Origin of the sequence: Limnobaculum allomyrinae (assembly GCF_016649425.1) — a bacterium.
Classification (GTDB): domain Bacteria; phylum Pseudomonadota; class Gammaproteobacteria; order Enterobacterales; family Enterobacteriaceae; genus Limnobaculum; species Limnobaculum allomyrinae.
Genome location: NZ_JADRCR010000005.1, coordinates 241,308 through 260,600 on the forward strand (window position 1 = coordinate 241,308; position 19,293 = coordinate 260,600).

Sequence of the window (19,293 nt, forward strand, 5' to 3'; positions counted from 1 at the left end):
CCTCTAAAAAATGATCCCATATCGATTAGAGAGTGCGGACTTGTTGACGATCTCACTGAAAATCAAAACAGCCGGAATGTGACCTTTGGCTGAGAATAACGCTGGCTAACAGGTACGGCCTGTACACATCTTAATAACCATAGCGTTCTTCATCCTGTGCCTTTCAATTTTTCAATCGTTGTCCAGGGATAAAAATAACTTATGTTTATGTAATTAATCGATAAGCTACCATTAAATTTAGGGGCTTTCTACAGATAGATTAATGGCAATTTTGATGCCTGGTAGAATTTTATGTCTAAAGAGACCTGTAACTCAAAAGGTTAGGCGATTCTTAAATTAAAGAGACTCTTTTTTGTCAGGCAGATAACGCACAGATGGATAAAACAGATGTGCTAATTCAATATGAAATAGTTGTTTATAAAACTATTCCTTATGAAATCTTATCTTGAGCATCATTTCTATAATGAAACTCGTGTTTTACCGAAAAATAATTTCCCTGATACATAAATTATTTGATTTATATAATAATTTAATTTAACCGCATTATTTTATTTTAATTTTTATGATTAATTGTCTTTCAAGAGAGTTAATGTGTAGTTTTTGCAAAATAAATGATCAAAATTCCAACTATATCAAGTCATTATGATCGCTATTAGTTGGTTATCCAAAATAACCAGGATATTTCAGGGGGGATTTCGTTCTGTTGAGTTGTTATATCACGTAAGTACAGTACGTAATTTAAATTGAAGCGACTAAAATGGGTTTAAAGTTTTGTTACGTGATAATAACGGATATTGATTTGGAGCCAGAATGTTGTGACAAGCTTCATTTATACCGCAATACGTTATTCACTTTATTTCAGGCAGATGGAAACAGCCATTATGAGTGATAATTCCTTACCCAGATTGAGTCGTATTCTCATCATATTTGTCTGCATATTGCAGGGTTTTCTAACCTTTATAATCCATCATGGCAGTGGTAGCTCACTGCTGCTGCAACAAAACACCATTTTGTACTGGCAAGCATTACTACTGGTATTACCTCTGGTGTTTGCTTTTACCATCATGAGATTGAGAGATCGGTTTTTATGGCAGAATCTGGCGATTTGCTTACTGGTTATTCTACTGACCACGACCTGGGTTAACTGGAATGTGGAGGAGGTGGATAACATTAGTCAATATGATGGTGTTGTCGTACCTTATCTCTGTTCATTGTGTGCTCTGATGTTTATTGCATTGCCCTGGTTACAGACGCGTATTAAGAATAAACAGTGGAACGTTAGCTATGCCACTATTTATGATCATCTATGTGTTAATGCTATTACCATTATTTTCACCCTGCTGTTGATCGTTCTCTTTTGGGGAATCTTATGGTTATGCGTTGAGTTGTTTAAGCAACTGGATATTCACTTTTTTCGTCACCTGTTTTTTAGAAATAATCTGTTTATTTATACTATCAATGGTTTTCTTATCGGGATGGGGATTAGAACCTGTCGCCTTCAGACCCATTTGATGAAAGCCGTACGCAATCTTTTAACCATTATGGTTAAAGGGCTGCTTCCTGTGCTTTCTTTTGTGGCGTTAATCTTTATGGCTACTTTGCCATTTGTTGGTCTGGATGCGTTATCCGCTACCTGGTCACCTTCAGCGCTATTGGTCACTATGGTTGGCCTGCTGATTACCGCAATAAATATTGTTTATAAAAGCGGATTAAAAGTACCGCCATACCCAACGCCGGTCAGGCTGATAGTCAATGCATCTTTATTGGTTTTACCGCTGTATGCAGGGTTGGCTCTGTATGCAATCTCTATTCGTGTGAATGAATATGGTTGGACTCCGATACGAGTATGGGGATATCTGGTGATAATCGTATCGTTCTTTTTCTCATGTAGTTACGCCATTGCAGTGATTCGTAGTCGGCGAAGCTGGTTACATCCATTAGGCTCGATTAATCGAGTTTTGATTCCTGGTTGTATAGTTCTGCTGATTTTGATTAATACACCATTGATTGACCCTTACCGTATTAGCGTCAATGACCAAATGAAGCGCTATCAAACCGGAGAGGTCAGTGCAGACAATTTAGATTTGTCCCTGTTACGGTTTAATACGGGTAAACGAGGTCAGGAAGCGCTGATATTTCTCTATCAGGACACGTCGTTTGTCAGCAATACGCAGCGTAAACAGCGTCTGGAGAGGGTGATGACAGAGCATAATCGCTGGGAAGTTCATGGTGAGCTTGAAGAACTAAAAGAGATACATCCAAAATTCACATCAAATTTTATTCAGCAAAAGTTAGTATTAGCGAAAAACACCGAAATGCCGGAAGAGAATTGGTGGAAAATGTTACAGAATAATCAACAGGTTGATATTGATTTATGCTTGCGAGATAGCGATGTCTGTGTCGTCAACTCTCTGGATTTAAATCAGGATGGTATATATGAATACTTGTTATGTCATATTGAACGTGGTTCAGATATCAGCTGCCATGTTTTTGCTAAACAGCGCGAAGAATGGAAAAGTATTGGACATGCTTATTTTCCTCCGACAACGGTAAACGTAACCTATTTTGAGCAGGCGTTGAAGGAGGGAAATGTGAAAGCAAGAAATAAACGATGGCTCGATGCAGAAGTCGGCAACGAACCGGTTAAGATTTATTATCCAGCGGTAGAATGAAGATAATAACAATCATGGATTATTAGCTTTAAATGAGATTAATTATATAAAAATCGAAGTTTGGTAGGAATATATTAAGATTTTACTAAATTATTACAATTTTATAGCGTTATATCTCATGTTTGAGGGCCTGTTTCATTAAACAACCGGTGTCAGGGAGAAATTTTTTATTAGAAATAGAAGTAGAATTATTCTTTGATCTGTATAAAATTTTTATTACCATGTTGTTGCTAACTTCAATTTTTATTGGCGTTATCCCTGATATTTACAAAATTATACGCAAATTCTGACTCAGATAGTGCACAATACGCCCTCGGTTTGTTATTTATTCGGAATCCACAATAGAAAATGGATGTTTGTAGTGGGGTACAGGTGCAATGTCAGCGGGATTTAATATTATAAAGAAAGTTTCTAATAAGCGATTATGTCAAGCTATTGGATGCTGTCTGCTATTGGTAGCGAGTAGTTCTTACGCTTCCCAGAACAGTAGTTCAAGTAGCAAATCAAATAAAGCTTCTACGGCTAAAGTTTCTGTTAAGTCGACTAATAGCAAAACGTCTAACGCCAAAACATCAAATACGAAAACTTCTGGTACTAAAACGGCTTCTGCCGCTAAATCTTCAGGTACCAAGAGCACAAAAACCAAAGCATCAGATAAAAAAGTCTCCGTAACTAAAACGGCAAAAACTAAATCTGCGGGCACTAAAACGGCTAAAACAGCCAAAGTTTCATCTGAGCGGTTGTCTTCAACCAAAATGGCGGATGCCAAGTCATATACTTTAGCCACCGGCCCTAGCAGTAGCGCTATGTTTCGCTACCCGACCGCTGAGCCTCTTAAAGTGACATCTCAGTTTGACCCTTATCGTTTAAATCCGGTTACACGTAAGCGTGCTCCACATGAAGGAATTGATTTTTCAATGCCCATTGGCTCAACCGTAGTCTCTACGGGTGAGGGCGAAGTGGTTATTGCTAAATACAGTCCTTCTGCTGGTAATTACATAGTCATTCGTCATAAGAATAGCTATGAAACCTACTACATGCATTTGAGTAAACTGATGGTACAGCCAGGGCAAAGAGTAAGCCGTGGTCAGAAAATTGCATTATCGGGTAATACCGGTCGTAGCACAGGCGCTCACTTACACTATGAGTTGAGAGTGAATGACCGTGCTGTGGATCCACTGTCCAGCGATTTAGTTCTGGTAAATAACTTCAATTTACCCGGTGGTGGTTATGACAATACCCGTCTTGCGGACAACAGCGGTAATGTAGGAAGAAACCCATTTGGTAATGCGAAAACTCGTGATGTTGAGTTTGCCAGCTACCAGGGGCAAGAAGGTGGCTTTGCTAAACCACGTCGTGATATTGAGTATCGCTCGCTAGGTGAAGGGCGGATTCTTTATACGATGAGAGCACAAAAGTCGACGGATTAAAGTCATTCTTTGAATCATAATATTTTTATCTGATTTTGAGGATGTTCCGGCCGTCATAATGATGTTGCATGTAATGCCATTGTGTCCGGCCGGAAGACAGCCTGTACTTGACCTGACAGTTGGCTATCTTAAGGTAAAAAATTGAACGTTCTGGCTTTGTCAGCAGTCTGAAACCAGCTTAAGGCTGGTTTTTTGTTATTTGAGTATTGCCATCTCATTTGGTTGTTGGTTGAACGCCCGTTCACAATGAAAAAGATGAAAGCATTGCTACTCCAATAAACAATAAGTGATATTCCTCTCAAGCTCGTCCTTCGTTTTTATTTCTGGTTTAAATCTCAACTATAGTTATACCGCTGTCTTAAATATATCGGGGGACAACGATGGCGTTACGTATTGCTTTCAGTGGGTTTATTGCTTTAGTCGTGGCGATGGGAATTGGGCGTTTTGCTTTTACGCCTCAGGTTCCTTTGATGTTGGCTGAAGGTGATTTTTCTCTCACTGGGGCGGGTATTGTCGCGGCTTTTAACTATCTGGGATATCTGTGCGGTTCTTATGATGCCATGCGCTCTACGCGCCATGTGGAATATCGCTTATGGGGCGGTGTCTGGGGAGCGGTGCTGTTGACGCTGTTGTCGGGTATGGTATCCGGTATTTATTGGCATAGCCTGATCCGTTTTGTTATTGGCTGGGCCAGTGGTTGGGGATTAGTGATGGTCGCGGCCTGGAGCAATGAACGTTTATTAACGTTGGGGAAACCGGGATTGGCAGCGGCAGTATTTGCCGGGCCGGGTGCCGGAATTTTTCTTAGTGGGATGCTGGCAGTACTGTTTCATACCTTTAACTGGAACGCTCAGATGGCCTGGTTTGGTTATGGCTGTATAGCGTTGATTCTGATCGCCTGTGTCACTGCCAATTTCCCACGTAAAGGCGAGCTACATCGAGCCGGTGGTGTTGTTCAGTCTCCGCTGGTGATGACTCGCAAAGTAAAACGACTGGTTCTCAGCTACAGCCTGGCGGGATTTGGTTATATTCTTCCTGCTACTTTCTTATCTCAAATGGCGGTTCAACGTTTTCCCGAGAGTCTGTTTGCTCAGTTTGTCTGGCCGGTATTTGGTGCAGCTTCTGTAGTAGGTATCGCCATAGGTATTATGACTCGTCACTATTTTAGTACTCCGACACCTGTGCGTTTGGCCATTGCTCTTTGGTTACAGGCAATAGGTATTGCCTGTGCTGAGCTGGTGCCCGGAATTAGCGGATTGGTGATAGGTGCTACTTTGGTTGGCGGTGCATTTTTATGTGTGGTTCAGCTTGCTTTGCAATATGGCAGAGAACTGGCACCGGACTACGCCCGTTATATGGCTGGTTTGCTAACAACAGGCTATGCAGTAGGACAATTGGTTGGCCCGATGTTATCAGCGTTGTCGACTTCATTAACTCATCATTTGGAACCTGCATTATATATTGCAGCACTGGCACTGTTGTTAGCCGGTTTTCTGGTATGGACGGAAAACGTTAAACAATCTGAACAGGAAGGCGCAGAGGCTTAGACACTAGTTGACCAATTCAACGTTCAGGGTTCTGGAGTCTGCCCGCCCGCGATCGTCTATAGCCCGTACGCGATAACGCCCACTGGTAATTGGTCGCCATTCGATAGTGCGTTTACTGGCGGTATTTCCCAGGTAGATATCATCAACAAACCAGTAAATGACCTTGGTATCGGCATCGGTAATGGCGCTAAAAACGATGGGGTCGTTGCGTTGTTTAACATTACGCAGCGTGTAGGTGGTGTTGCGTAGCGGAGATGTAATGCGCGGTGCTTGCCCGGTGGTAACTGCTCCGCTTATTTTACAATGAGCAGAAGAGGGCGGTGTACGTTTGGGTAAACCAGCCTGGGCAAAGACGTTAGCTAAATCGGAAGGCCAGAATTCAAATATTTCGGTAGTGACGTCCTCATCCCGATAAGGCGGGCAGGCAACCTGGCCACTGGCTTTATCGATAACCACAGGCCGATAAACCGTATCCACTTTAATCGGTGACTTGCCGGGAATAAACCAGGTTTTACCTTTACGCTGGCACCAGGGAGTAGGTAAATCGCCGCTGGCCAGACATATTTCCACCTGCTTAATGTTCGGTGGTAGCCCACGATTGGGCTCTTTTAACGCCGGATAGTCAGCCTGTATGCTATCGATAATATTAAAAAACAGCGGGGCTGCGGCATCTGCACCAATAAACGCATTATTACCCTTACCGTCAAAATTTCCCTGCCAGACAATCAACACATAGGGGCCAAAAATCCCGCTGCTCCAGGCATCGCGAAATCCCCATGAGGTACCTGTTTTCCAGTAGACTGGTAGCGAGGTAGGCTGCTGAGCCAGTGTATCTCCCGGCCTGCGGTGCTGACTCAGCATACTTAATGTGATAAAGCTGGCTTCATTGCTTAACAGGCGCACTGATGATGTCATTGGTGCCGATTGTTCCAGGCGTAGCGGTTTTAATTCACCGCGATTAGCCAACATAGAATACATTCGCGCCAGTTCCTGGGCGGTAATTTCACCACCACCCAGAATCAAAGATAAACCATAGTGCTTTTCACTGGCCAGATTTGCCACACCGGCCAGCTGTAGAAATTGATAAAGATTAGGCTGTTTCAGGCGAGAAGAGATATAAACCGCAGGTATATTGCGGCTGTAGTTCAAGGCATCTGTAGCAGAGACAGGGCCGAGAAAGCGGCGGTCAAAATTTTCAGGTGCATAAGCGCCAAAAGATGAAGGTACATCTTTCAGTATGGTCATCGGGTGAAGAATGCCTTGTTCCAGGCCAAGGGCGTAAATAAACGGCTTTAGCGTAGAACCAGGAGAGCGTTTGGCATTGGTTCCATTAACTTGTCCCTGAATTTTTCGATTATGGTAATCCGCTGAACCAACCATGGCTCTGATCCCCATATCCCGTGTATCGACTAATAAGACAGCGCTGTTGTGTATTCCTCTACTCTGATTGCGCTCAATAAAGGCATTCACCTGTTTTTCCACCAACAGCTGTAAATTGCTGTCCAGTGTGGTTATAACGGTTTGGTTGGTGATTGCCCGACGCTGTTTGTCTTGTTGTATTTGTTCAACAAAATGAGGTGCAATAAAAGGCAGTTTTTCAGGTTGGCGCAGAGAAAGCGGTAACTGAAACAGCGCAGACATTCTGTTATCTGACGGGTGTTCTGACTGCCAGCGATGATAGAGCTGGTTGCGCGCTTTGGTTAATGCCTCTCCAACAATACCGATATTAATATCAATACGATAACTGGGTGATTGGGGTAGAACGGCGAGAGTCAGGGCTTCCGGTAACGTCAGGTCATTGGGTTGTTTATCAAAGTAGATAAGGCTGGCGGCACCGATGCTCTCAATATTGCGTCCATAGGGCGCATAGTTCAGATAGGCTTCCAGAATATCGTGTTTTGAATAGCTGAGTTCTAACTGAATGGCGCGCACAATTTGCACCAGCTTACCCTGCGGGGTTTTGGTGTTGAGTTGCCAGTGCATACGGGCTAACTGCATGGTCAGTGTTGAACCACCTTGTTGCCGCCCTCCGCTGATATAGCTGACCCAAAAACCACGTATCAGGCTGTAAGGGTTAAAGCCTGGATGGTACTTAAACCAGCGGTCTTCATGAAGTTGAATGCCTTCCACCACCAACGGTGAAATATCTTCCAGTTTGGTCCATAGCCGATAACGGTCGTCATTAGCTAAAGAAAAACGCAGTAGGGTTCCCTGACGGTCGTAATAAGCCGTTGAGAGAGGTAACCCCTGAGAGAGCGGTGGGTGAGGCCACAAGCGAAAACCGATGCAAAATAGCGCCAGCAAAAACACGCCCATCAACAGGTTTTGCATGTGACGCTTAAAGGTAGCCGGTTGTAGTTGTCTGCGGATGGCATTCACTACCCGGCTACCCATTGTGCTGCGTAAGCGGCTCACGGTAAGCGTCTAATCCTCTTACTGTGAGGGTTGACTGGCGGCATTGTCTGCCGCCGGTGGTGTAACAGTTAACGTAGTGCCACCAACAGAAAGCGCCTGAACTTCACGATCGTACATGGCTTCGCCATAAGCCGGTGGCACAGTAAAGACACCGGTATTGGTTGGCTTAATCTGATAGATGAATTCCTGCACTTTATTGGTTGCGCTACCGTAAATCAGTACGCGATCTTCACGAATATCGCTGTATTCCGGCTGCCAGCTGGAACCGCTTACGCTGATTGGTGATATCCATGCATCATCAGCATTTCCACTTTCTTCTTCACCGTTTGAAGCCTGTGGTGTCTGCTGTACCACTTCAAATCCACCCGGCAGCAAATCAACAATTGCCAGATTATCCAGACCTTCTGCGGAGTTGGCCCGAATTTTCAGGTGCACATACAGATTCTGCCCCAGAGTAACCTGAGTTACCGGCTGGCCTTTCTCGTCGGTATAATCGCGGGTGATTTCTAACCCACGCGAGATCGCCTGTTTTGGCGCCTGTAAGTCATAGCCTGATTGTGTGACCACATACCAGGCTGGTGCCTTAGCTGGGTTATCAAACAGAATCTCTTTCGTACCATCAGCAAACTGTGTTTTAGCAATAAAGCCCATCAGGGTAGAGGTTACCTGTGGTGGTGTGCCATCCTGGCCCGTTCTGGTGCTGATAGTTAATCCATTTGGCTCATTAGTATTGCTTGCCACTAATGCCGAATATTGCTCCAGTGCTAAAATGCTCATAGCGGAAGAGAGCGTGGTGTAACGCTCTGCTTTCAGCGTTAATACCATGTTTTCCAGCAGCTGTGGTGGGATCTGTGCTGCTTTTTCCGGGAAGTGACGGGTAATCAGATACAGACGCGTACTGTCCTGAACCAATGGATCCAGATAGCTTTGTGTCCACCAGGCTTTATCATAAGCATTACTGAGCAGCTTCCAGGTTGGTTCTAGTAACCGATCGGCCTGTTGGTCCATTTTCAGCATTTTGTAAGCACTGGCCAGATACAGAGCGCTCAGATCCTGCTGCCAACGTTCCGGATAGTTATTTTGTAATCGGCTCTGAATGGCTGCTAACTCATTAGTGGTGATCTCGCCCTGTCTGGTCAGCAGGTAAGCAGCGAAAGCGCGTAAGCGTAGTTCACCAAGGCTACGGAATGCATCATCAGCCGCCAGATTACGCAGATAAACGTTAGCCGACTTCAATAGCGCTTCAGGAACCGGATAATCCGCGGCTTTCGCTTCCAGCATGTATTGCACGGCATAAGGGGTAATAAATGAATCAGGGTTTGGCGTTGAGCGCCATTCGCCAATTGCCCCCCGGTTATTCTGTCGCGATAACAGTACTGTCAGGGTTTGCTTAATCTGGTCACGAACTTCAGTCTGGCTTAATGTGCCTTTCATTTCTGGATGGTTATTCTGGAATAGTAAAGGAACCGCCCGGCTGATGATCTGCTCTGAGCAACTATTCGGATAATCGATCAAGTATTTTGCCAGACCGTTAGTCAGCACCAACGGTGAGTGGCTGACGCTGGCATCACGCTGGGCGAATGCCGGGAACATCTGACGAATATCTTTCACACTCTGCTGAGAACCATCCATACGACCCATTAGGGTTTGTGTACGGTATGGCATAGCAGGGCGCAGAGAGAGGCTAACCGTGCGTTGAGCAGATTTATCCCCATAAGCCGCTTTAAACACCACGGAGGCATTACCGAGGCTATCCAGTGCGCGCAGGCGGAAAGTGACCAATCCTTCCTGCTTCTCTGCCAGTGTTAATGCCCGTTCAGCTTCACCGACGACTTGTAGCTGAGGCGGCGGTATCATTGACACTTTCAAATCGGCTTTAGCACCGTTGAGGTCTGTCAGGTTATTCGCTACTCCCAGACTGACATCAAATTCATCGCCCGGTGAAACCATCATTGGAAGGTTTGGCGTTAGCACAAAGTCATCGCGCACGGTGGTGTAGTTCATCGCTCGGCCAATGCGTTCCGGAGTAACGGAAATCGCCATTACCCTGATCTTGCCGTTGAAGTAGTCAGGAACCGGATAGTTAAAGGTCACTTCACCGTTAACGTCGGTAATACCGGACCAGTAAGCCACGGGCTTATCTCTTTTTCGTTTAAATGGATTAAGGTGAAGGTCAACACTCTCACCCGCGTCACCACCCGGTGCCGAGGTCAGGGACATGATCTTGCTGAACTCTGGCAGGATCAGATCCAATATCTGGGCACTTTCAACGCTAAGAACACGCTTACGGAAGAAGTAATCCAGCGGATCTTTTAACTGATAACGAGCAACCTGCAGAATACCTTCATCAACCGCAAACACCGCAACGCGCTGTGGTGTATCCGTGGTGACTTTGATGGCCAGCGTTTCGCCTGGTTTAATCACATTTGGTGATTCGATGGTCATTTTTGCCTGACGAGCCTGATGGCTGATTTTAAACGGCATTACGCCGTAGCTCAGCGGGCTCATAAAGATTTCATCAGAGTTAATGTCGCGGATAAACTGCACGTTAATATAGCCGTTGCCTTCCATCTCTGCCGGTACGCGAATCTTCTGGATAGAACTGGTAGTGGAAGAATGGAACCACTGCCAGCTATACACTTTATCGCGCTCGATAGTAATGATACCGCTACCGGTATAAGGCGCATTGATAGCAATCTCTATCTCTTCACCCGGCAGGTACTCTGTTTTGTCCAGCTTCATTTTTAGTTCAGCATCACGATCGAGAGAGCGGGAAATATTGGCATTACCCGCAACCGTGTAATCAACCCGATTAAGCACTTTATCGTTGGCATCTTTAATCACTAATACAAAACTGCCCGGCTTACTGGTATCGAGGGTAAAGTCTGAACCTTGTGCCGCAATGGACATCGTTTGTTGTGAAATAGTCTCTTCTTTCAACTTGGATTGATATTTATACACGCCGGAGTCTTGTTTAGTCAGTACCGACAGATACTTTTGCTCAACCAACGAAACTTTGATATCCGTCAGCGGAATAGAGGCTAACTGAGGATCAATCGCAATAATGTTCAGATGACGCGCTGAATTATGATGAATGTAGTCCAGATCGCCGTCGGCTTTTACCCCTACCAGGTAATCATAAGGCGAAACAATAACTCGCGCTGCGGCACTGACAGAGCGGCCGCTACCGGCTTCAAATGCTTCAGAAACCAACTGGAGCTGATAAGTTGCAGCAGCATAGGAATTAATGCCTAACGGAATGTCTGCATTACCCTCTTTATCAGTGGTCTGCTCTTCCAGTTCGGTATCAAACCCTTCATTGCTGTGGCGATTCTCATAGAACATATAGTCAGGGAACTGACCAAAGCTTGGGTAAATAGGACGTAACGTTAGCTTAGAGGTTACCCGACGATCCTGAGCTGGTGTACCAAACAGGTTCTGTACATTAATTGCCGCTTTTAGCTCTTGTGGCTTAACCCAGCCCTGACGACGGTCAGGCGTAAGCTTTAATTCAACTTTCAGCTTGTCTGGCTCAAACTCTTTTACTTTAACCGTTGTGCTGCCTAACAGACGGGAGCTACGGTTATCTTTATCTACCAGATACAGGTAGATGCTCCAGTCACCGGTTGGTGAGTTTTCACTGGTGGTATAACTGAGTTCGTTAAATCCGGCTTTATCCAGCGTTAGAGGAATTGTGCTCATAACGGTATCGCGTGGATCGCGAATTTCTGCCCGCAGAGGAATACCTTCCACCGACGTTTTCCAGTCAACGGTACGGGTAATTAAACCAATATTGAAAGTATCACCCGGGCGATATACACCACGGTCAGAGAACAGATAACTGTTTAAGGTTCGTGGATCGGTTGGGTTTTCTTCGCCATCAATATCGAAGCGGGAAAAATCCAGTTGGCGGTCGTAATAAGCCGTCGTTGGCAGGAAAGAGACATCACCTTCTTTTTCAACCAGAAACATCACCGGAGAGCGTTCATTGCGGAACTCTTCCAGTGACGGGAAGCGTGCATGACCATCGTTGCTGGTGGTCTGGCTCAGCAGTACAACGCCATTTTTGCCCACAACCGAGACTTTAGCGCCATCAACCGGGCTGCCAGAGTAAATAGACTGAACGAATACATCGCGGGAGCCATCCAGAGACTTCTTGGTGATAATTCCCAGATCGGTAACGACAACAAAGCGGGAGTCCAGAACAGCATTATCTTCCTGTTCTTCATCTAACTCTTCTGCAACCGCATCAGGGTCGTTGCCATCATATTCAGTCTCTGCCTTTTGGGCTTTTTTCGCCGGATCCCATTGGGAAAGCGTCAGCAGGAAAATACCGCGCTTAGAGTCAGAGTTATTAGTCAGGTAACGGGAAAGGTCGATACCCTGATAGTTAATTTCACCCGGTTGATCGTTTTTCAACGCGGCTTGATGGGTAAAGTGTTCGGTGAAATATTCACTGTCTAGACGCCGAAAATCTGCAGAGCTAAATTCACGGTATTTAAATGAAACGATATGCTGTAACTGGCTGGGAATGACTCGTTTAATATCCAACTGCAACCCTGGCATATTACGGGCGGCAACAGTGATATGTTTTTCCCCGTGCATAGAAAGCAGTGAACCTTCGGACATGAAACGTAAGGTTTTAGGGTAGTCCGGTACAGTAATAACCCGGAACTGCTTCTGCTTGAGCTTATAACCTCCGGTAGAGGTTATATTATTTTCAACTTCTACCAGCAACGAGCGGTTCGCTGGTGCATCAAAGGCAAAACTGAATATGGATTGATTCTCTTGTTCTGCGTCATTGATGGTGAACGTCAGAGCTTTAGATTGCGCCATGATTTTTTCATCAATCGCTTCGAGGCTCCAGTCGTAAAAATCGGTAGGCTCCAGGCTTTGATTATCATCTTGCGAATTGTGTTGCGGTAATAACCAAGCGGTTACTGCCTTTTTGATGGCTTTATCGTTAACGTTATCGTTGGTTTCAACGATCAGTGCTTTGGCACTTTTACCATTGTCAGTGTCGACTAATACGGCGTTCACACCGGTTAGTTGCAGGCTATACAAGCCAGGAACATTCACAATATTGCTTTGTGCCTGATCAACCTGATTCGCGGTAACGGTAGATTTCACCCCTTTGCCAACCAGCAATTTTACCTGACCGGCATTATCCGGTAGTGACAGTGACTCAGAGTGTACCCAAGCCTTTAATTTTTTATCGTCGTAAACCACGGAGTATTTTAACGGCTGAGAAGGTAACAGAGACAGAGAAAGCTGCTTTTCGAAGCTGACGACATCAACCGGCGCATTAAAACTCACGGCAAAGATAGCACTTTTTTTCTGTGGATCTTGCGGGTCACGGTAAAACTCAGCCTGATTCAGGCTGTATTTAAATGGTTCGGTTGTGAAATCATAACTGGTGTTATTTAGCTTAATTTGAGGGGCAACCAGTTTATCGGCATCCAGTTTTATCTGGTACTTCTGACCCATGGGTAATATTTTACTGGCAGTAAAGGCCAGCGTTCTTTCATCTTCCCATTTCCATTCGCCCTCTATTGCTGGCGTGATGCTGATGCCCTGTGACAACGTTTTGCCAACCAGCGTGATAGGCGCTGAGGAGTGAGAAAAACGTAAAGTAACGCGCTGAGGCGATGGCTTAGACGATGAATAGTCATAAGCACGGGGGGAAAGAACGCGAATATCGGTTTGTTGATAGACCATTGGTGCCGGATCTATCGGTTTAGGACGATTAAGGTTCCAGTGATAGCCATAAATAGATGCTCCTCCTACAGTGGCGAGCAGAATGATGGCCAGGGATATTCCTTTAGGATGACGATTTACCCAAGCTTCCACAGTGGTAAAGAGCTGCCCAATAAATTTAGACCAACGCGGTAACTGCCAATGAACCCGCCCAATAACAGGGGACAGAATTTTACTGGCAAGGCGAAAGATGGCGCTGATAGTCCACCAAATGGCACGTAAAAGTGTGAAGGGAAGCCGCAATATAAATCGTAGTAAATCCATAGAGATAATCCTTTAAATACTGCTGAATACTGTAGAGGTGGCATCTTTGAGTAAGGATCCATCCTGTTTCTTGTTGATATGTTATCTCAGAACGACCACACACAATAGTAGCGAATGTTATAAATATGAGACACCTCGAGGATCTCTGATGATAATCACAGGATGATATTCAGACATCAGAATGATAAATAGACAGATAAACTTCCCATTTTTTTAGCGCTTTTATATTTTATTTAATTCAGTTAAATTAAACTTGGATATGTTCATATAACAATTTTTATTAATTGTACCTACTATAAAAATATATTATTCAGGAAAAATAGTGATGCTTCCTATGCCAGAAAGACCCGAAGAGACCATTATTGGTCTTATGTCCTTAGTGCAAGGGATGGGGAAAAGAGAGCTTATTAAGCCAGGGGTGATAATTCCCAGTGATGGGCCTGATATTATTATTTTTCATGAAGGTGAAGTTGAGTTAAGAAGAAAGTCAGATGATTTATTATTATTCTCAAGTGAAAATCGTCAACTTATTGGTTTGCCCATGAGCGAAACCTATCAACGTTTTTGTTATCTGCACACTAACAGCGTTTGTGATATTGAACTTGTTGAACGTAATGCATTTTTTCAGGCAGTTGAAACAAAGCATCGTTGGCTGGATGTTATTACCGTGTTGTCATACTATCATGCTGTTTTCTTGTGGCGTGACAGCTATGCACATACTAAAAGTTCGTATCTGGTGGTGCGTCACTTATTGTTGCAGCTAAGTTTAATGTCTGAAGATAAGCGTTATCATATTAATATTACTGAATTTATTCAGGAGCGAACTAACTTATCTCGTAGTTACATCATGAAGGTATTATCAGATTTGAAACTGGGTGGCTATATTACTTTGAAAAAAGGAAGGCTGCTTGAATTAAACTATTTACCAATCAAATACTAATATTATCTTCTTTAGTAGGTGTCTTATATCAGGCACTTACTTTTTGGTTTTATTTAAATATACTTACTGACCTATTTATTAAAAGATATATTATTTATTATCTGGCGTTGGTTTTTTGTATATTTTATAAGTGTTATATTTAATGTAAATATTGCAGTATTGTTAATTTATTTGATGTGGGGTAATTCTTTATTGAATCCAGAGCCATTTTCTGGAACAATTTTATTTCATATTTTTTATTAGTATCTTATTAAGAATAATCATCATTACCATATTAATAATTATAATAGATAAGAAATGACATGTTTAGGGAAGAAAATTCAGGATAAATAAAAGGTTATCTTTTTATGATTGTTTTATTTACCACGGTTTAGGGTTCAATACATTCTTCTTTTAGCCCTCATTGTTATTAACTTTATGATTATCTTAAGGCTATAGTTTTGAATAACAAATTCATCTGAGGGATTGGGTGATATTGACAGCGATTTATTGAGTTAATGCGTAGATTTTTGCGGTTTTTAATTGCTTCTCTGGGGCAGGCAGGAACTCGCCAAAAGTATCATGTCAGCCCCACCAGTAGGGCGTTAGATAGGGTTACGGTGTTAACTTAAGTGTGTATTTAACCGGTTTTGGGTTGATGCCTGATTATTGTTACAGGATGTATAAAGATTAAGATTTCACCTTATGAAAAGAGATAGGTCTCGCCATAGTTTTTGGGCGCTGGTTGTTACTTTGATATTCATTGTAACCACAGGCTCCGTATCCCGTACTTTTGCTGAAAATGCGTTTAATCCGGCTTTTCTGGTAAGGGGGGCTATCGACCCAAATAAGGCAGATGAACCTGCTCATCATCGGTTTCAGTCTGGTGACACATACTATGTTGATATCTATATTAACGATAAAATGATTGATACCTGGTATGTTCCTTTTCAACTGAGTGAAAATTCTGACGGCCAACATAGCCTGCAACCTTGTTTTAGTCTGGAAAATCTTAAACAGCTGGGAATCAACGTTAATATCTATCCTCAACTGCAATCAGACGGAACCCATACCGGGCAGTGTATGAACCTGTCGGTTATTCCCCAAGCCGACGCAGTATTACAATTCAGTGCCCAGCGCTTAAATATTCGTTTACCTGCAGAAGCGATTACCATTGTACCCAGTGGATATGTTCCCGTAGATCGCTGGGATGATGGTATTAATGCGGTGTTACTCAATTATAGTTTGACAGGGGTACATCATATTGTCAGTCCGGGCTCAGCCGCGGACTCGCAGTTTATTAGCTTACAACCGGGCATTAATCTCGGCGCATGGCGATTTCGTAATTACTCTACCTGGAACAGCAGCAATCAGGATAAGCGCTGGGAATCTATTTATAGTTACGCGATGCGGGATATCCATTCGCTAAAAAGTCAATTGACCATCGGCGACAGTAATACGCCTTCCGATCTGTTTGATAGCGTGGCATTTCGTGGCGTTCAGGTTATGTCTGATGAGGATATGGTTACCGATAGCTTAAACAGCTATGTTCCGGTGGTTCGGGGGATAGCCCGTAGCAACGCCGAAGTCACGGTTCGTCAGAATGGTTATGTGATTTATCAATCACATGTTGCCCCGGGCGCGTTTGAAATTAATGATATTTATCCTACCGGTAGCTCCGGTGATTTAGATGTCACTATCAAAGAAGCGGATGGGAGCGAACAACATCTATTGGTGCCTTATGCTTCATTAGCCATGTTGTTACGTGAGGGGGTAATGAAATATAGCCTGTCTTCCGGACAATATCGTTCTTATAACAATAGTATTGAGCCAACAGTCTTTACTCAATTGACCGGCAGCTATGGTCTGCCCTGGGGAATGACAGCTTATGGCGGTAGTCAGGTTGCCGGAAGCAAATATCATGCATTACAGGCTGGTTTTGGTAAAAGTATGGGGATCCTGGGGGCGTTATCTATTGATGCTACTCAGGCTAAATCTGCTCTCAGGCAAGGGGAACATTTTATTCAAAACTATAACGGTCACTCCTTCCGTGCTCGTTATAACAAGAACATTTTACAAACGGGTACCAATGTCACGGTGGCGGGCTATCGCTATTCGACCGATGGATTTTATGGGCTGACCGATGTGCTGGAAAGTTATAGTAACAATAGTAAAAGTTATCAAAACCGACAGCGTAACCGTCAGGAAGCATTAGTCTCTCAAAAAGTCGGCGAGGGTGCGCTTTCCCTCAGTTTCATTAATGAAGATTACTGGAATAATAGCAGTACCGCTTCTGCCGGTATTGGCTACAACTTCAGTTGGGATCGTATTCGTTTTGGTCTGAACTATACCTATAGCCGAAATACGACTGCCAGTAGTGGCACGACCTATACCGATAGCGATCAGATTTCTGCACTGAATATCAGTATTCCTTTGGATCGCTGGCACTCCACAACCAGTGCTAATTACAACATCAGTAACAGCAAAAAAGGTGGAGTTATCCAAAATACCGGTTTAAGTGGCAGTGGGTTAGAGGGCAATAAGCTGAGCTGGAATGCACAAGCAGGTTACGATCGTAATAATAATAACACTACCGGCAACGTAGGAATGGCTTATAAAAGTGGATATGGCGAAACCAATGCAGCTTACAGCTATGATAACCATAGCCAAAAGCTGAATTATGGTGTGGCTGGTGGGGTGGTGATACATCAGGATGGTATTACGTTGTCTCAGTCGCTGGGAGAAACGATAGCTTTAATTAAAGCTCCGGGTTTCAATAATGTTAACGTCAATAATCAAACCGGCGTCTATACAGATTTCCGGGGGTATGGTGTATTACCCAGCGTACAACCTTATCGCAGAAATCAGGTATCGTTAACCTCATTAAGCGGATTGGATGATGACCAATCAATTCAGCCAGTACGCATGACGGTTCCAACCCGGGGAGCGGTAGTGGTTACCGAATTTGATACACATCCGGGTTATCGGGTATTGATGACGTTATTACGTACCGAAGGGGGGCCAGTACCTTTTGGTGCAGTGGCAACGTTAGAAAATGGAGAACACTCGCAAAGCAGCCTGGTAGGTGAAGAGGGGCAAGTATTTCTGAATGGTCTGGAGCAAGATGGTGATGTGCTGGTTCAGTGGGGCAAGGCGGATGAGCAGTCTTGCCGGGTGAGTTATCGTTTGCCTGAAGGGATACCGTTGGGCGTCATTCACATTGTGCAGCAGACCTGTAGCTAACTGTTATCTGCTATCATCGACTTTTGTTGCTCTATCACCATATTGATAAAGATATCCCTGACGGGATTAGCAAATTTTGCATTCCAGCACATACCCATACTCCAGCTGGCGTGCTCGCCGGATAAAGGAATAATATCAACATCTGCCGGTGCAATATGAACGGCGCTCCCCTGAAAGATTCCTACCCCCATTCCCGTAGAAACCAGCGCCAGCATGGTTTGCATATCTTCGACATATTGAATGACTTTAGGTGCCAGATGATTAGCGTGTAGAAATTTTTCTATCTGATGGGAAAGGTGAGAAAAACCAGCACAAAAGCCAGTGGCTATCTGAATAAAAGGGAGCTTATTAAGCTGTTGGGCATAGTTTTGCGCGTTGATCTCGGTTGAAGGATAAAAGCGAGGATTAACTAACAGTACCAGATTCTCCGTTAACAGCGTGCGGCACTCTAAACCAGGGTGCACGGGCTGGCGTAAAAATCCTATCTGTAACTGATTTTCCAATAGTGCTTCGGTCTGTTTTGAGGAGGTCATATCCACCAGTTTAATGCTGATGCTGTCATAGCGTTTTTTAAACTGGGCGGTTAACTGAGGAACTAACTTTATCCCGGATAAACCATAGCCAATAGCCAGATTTCCCTTAATTTGACGGGCGCTCTCCTGAGCAAACTGCTTAAATTCTTGCGCCTGTACAACCAAGTCCCTGGCTTTTTCATACAGCTGTTGACCAAATGACGATAGTTGGGCTCCATGACGACCACGCGTAAACAGAGGGGCACCCAGTGACTGTTCCAGCGCTTTGATCTGTTTGGTTAATGCTGGTTGAGTGATAAACAGTTTTTGCGCAGCCTCTCTGAAGCTCAGGGATTCCGCAAGCACCACAAACGCATGCAACTGGCGTATTTCCATTATTCCATTCCTGTTGGTTATCACCGGTGGATAATTATTCATTATAAATAACAGCATAGTTTTGCTGTAATCCGTTTATCGCGATGAAACATTACCCGGTAGCAAGCTTACCACTGACAACCGGATTCAGGTGGAATA

9 protein-coding genes are annotated in these 19,293 nt (G+C 44.1%); 5 read left to right on the forward strand and 4 right to left on the reverse strand.

Annotated elements, in window-relative coordinates:
• Nucleotides 1-881 precede the first annotated feature (881 nt).
• Nucleotides 882-2,672, forward strand: coding sequence for a DUF4153 domain-containing protein (locus tag I2494_RS11605; RefSeq protein ID WP_218466856.1), 1,791 nt, complete (start codon nucleotides 882-884; stop codon nucleotides 2,670-2,672).
• 469 nt (nucleotides 2,673-3,141) lie between these two features.
• Here I2494_RS11605 and I2494_RS11610 read toward each other — a convergent pair whose 3' ends face one another.
• Nucleotides 3,142-3,459, reverse strand: a complete 318-nt coding sequence (locus I2494_RS11610; RefSeq protein ID WP_228350932.1) for a hypothetical protein — start codon at nucleotides 3,457-3,459, stop codon at nucleotides 3,142-3,144.
• A gap of 19 nt (nucleotides 3,460-3,478) precedes the next feature.
• Here I2494_RS11610 and I2494_RS20700 point away from each other — a divergent pair, with 19 nt between their 5' ends.
• Together I2494_RS20700 and I2494_RS11620 are read left to right on the forward strand one after the other, a co-directional pair.
• A complete protein-coding gene (locus tag I2494_RS20700) occupies nucleotides 3,479-4,102 on the forward strand; it encodes a peptidoglycan DD-metalloendopeptidase family protein (protein WP_407657903.1) in 624 nt (207 codons plus the stop codon).
• 380 nt (nucleotides 4,103-4,482) lie between these two features.
• The gene (locus tag I2494_RS11620) at nucleotides 4,483-5,649 is read left to right on the forward strand and encodes a YbfB/YjiJ family MFS transporter (RefSeq protein ID WP_218466854.1); all 1,167 of its coding nucleotides are present in this window, start codon (nucleotides 4,483-4,485) and stop codon (nucleotides 5,647-5,649) included.
• A 3-nt stretch (nucleotides 5,650-5,652) separates the two neighbouring features.
• Here the strand turns inward: I2494_RS11620 and pbpC are convergent, their stop codons facing one another.
• Both pbpC and I2494_RS11630 read right to left on the reverse strand, forming a co-directional pair.
• Nucleotides 5,653-8,043, reverse strand: a complete 2,391-nt coding sequence (gene pbpC / locus I2494_RS11625) for a penicillin-binding protein 1C (RefSeq protein ID WP_218467025.1) — start codon at nucleotides 8,041-8,043, stop codon at nucleotides 5,653-5,655.
• Nucleotides 8,044-8,082: 39 nt separating this feature from the next.
• Nucleotides 8,083-14,085, reverse strand: coding sequence for an alpha-2-macroglobulin family protein (locus tag I2494_RS11630; protein ID WP_218466853.1), 6,003 nt, complete (start codon nucleotides 14,083-14,085; stop codon nucleotides 8,083-8,085).
• A gap of 325 nt (nucleotides 14,086-14,410) precedes the next feature.
• Here I2494_RS11630 and I2494_RS11635 point away from each other — a divergent pair, with 325 nt between their 5' ends.
• The gene (locus I2494_RS11635) at nucleotides 14,411-15,025 is read left to right on the forward strand and encodes a helix-turn-helix domain-containing protein (protein ID WP_228350933.1); all 615 of its coding nucleotides are present in this window, start codon (nucleotides 14,411-14,413) and stop codon (nucleotides 15,023-15,025) included.
• Nucleotides 15,026-15,709: 684 nt separating this feature from the next.
• Nucleotides 15,710-18,247: a fimbria/pilus outer membrane usher protein gene (locus I2494_RS11640; RefSeq protein ID WP_218466851.1), complete on the forward strand. Its 2,538-nt coding sequence runs from the start codon at nucleotides 15,710-15,712 to the stop codon at nucleotides 18,245-18,247.
• Here I2494_RS11640 and I2494_RS11645 read toward each other — a convergent pair.
• The gene (locus tag I2494_RS11645) at nucleotides 18,244-19,155 is read right to left on the reverse strand and encodes a LysR family transcriptional regulator (RefSeq protein ID WP_218466850.1); all 912 of its coding nucleotides are present in this window, start codon (nucleotides 19,153-19,155) and stop codon (nucleotides 18,244-18,246) included. The two genes, I2494_RS11640 and I2494_RS11645, sit on opposite strands and share 4 nt — an antisense overlap.
• Nucleotides 19,156-19,293: the final 138 nt, after the last annotated feature.

Coding starts and splice junctions, on each gene's coding strand:
- I2494_RS11620 (WP_218466854.1), top strand. CDS start 4,483: ATGGCGTTACGTATTGCTTTCAGTGGGTTTATTGCTTTAGTCGTGGCG.
- I2494_RS20700 (WP_407657903.1), top strand. CDS start 3,479: ATGTTTCGCTACCCGACCGCTGAGCCTCTTAAAGTGACATCTCAGTTT.
- I2494_RS11645 (WP_218466850.1), bottom strand. CDS start 19,155: ATGGAAATACGCCAGTTGCATGCGTTTGTGGTGCTTGCGGAATCCCTG.
- I2494_RS11605 (WP_218466856.1), top strand. CDS start 882: ATGAGTGATAATTCCTTACCCAGATTGAGTCGTATTCTCATCATATTT.
- I2494_RS11630 (WP_218466853.1), bottom strand. CDS start 14,085: ATGGATTTACTACGATTTATATTGCGGCTTCCCTTCACACTTTTACGT.
- pbpC (WP_218467025.1), bottom strand. CDS start 8,043: ATGGGTAGCCGGGTAGTGAATGCCATCCGCAGACAACTACAACCGGCT.
- I2494_RS11640 (WP_218466851.1), top strand. CDS start 15,710: ATGAAAAGAGATAGGTCTCGCCATAGTTTTTGGGCGCTGGTTGTTACT.
- I2494_RS11635 (WP_228350933.1), top strand. CDS start 14,411: ATGCTTCCTATGCCAGAAAGACCCGAAGAGACCATTATTGGTCTTATG.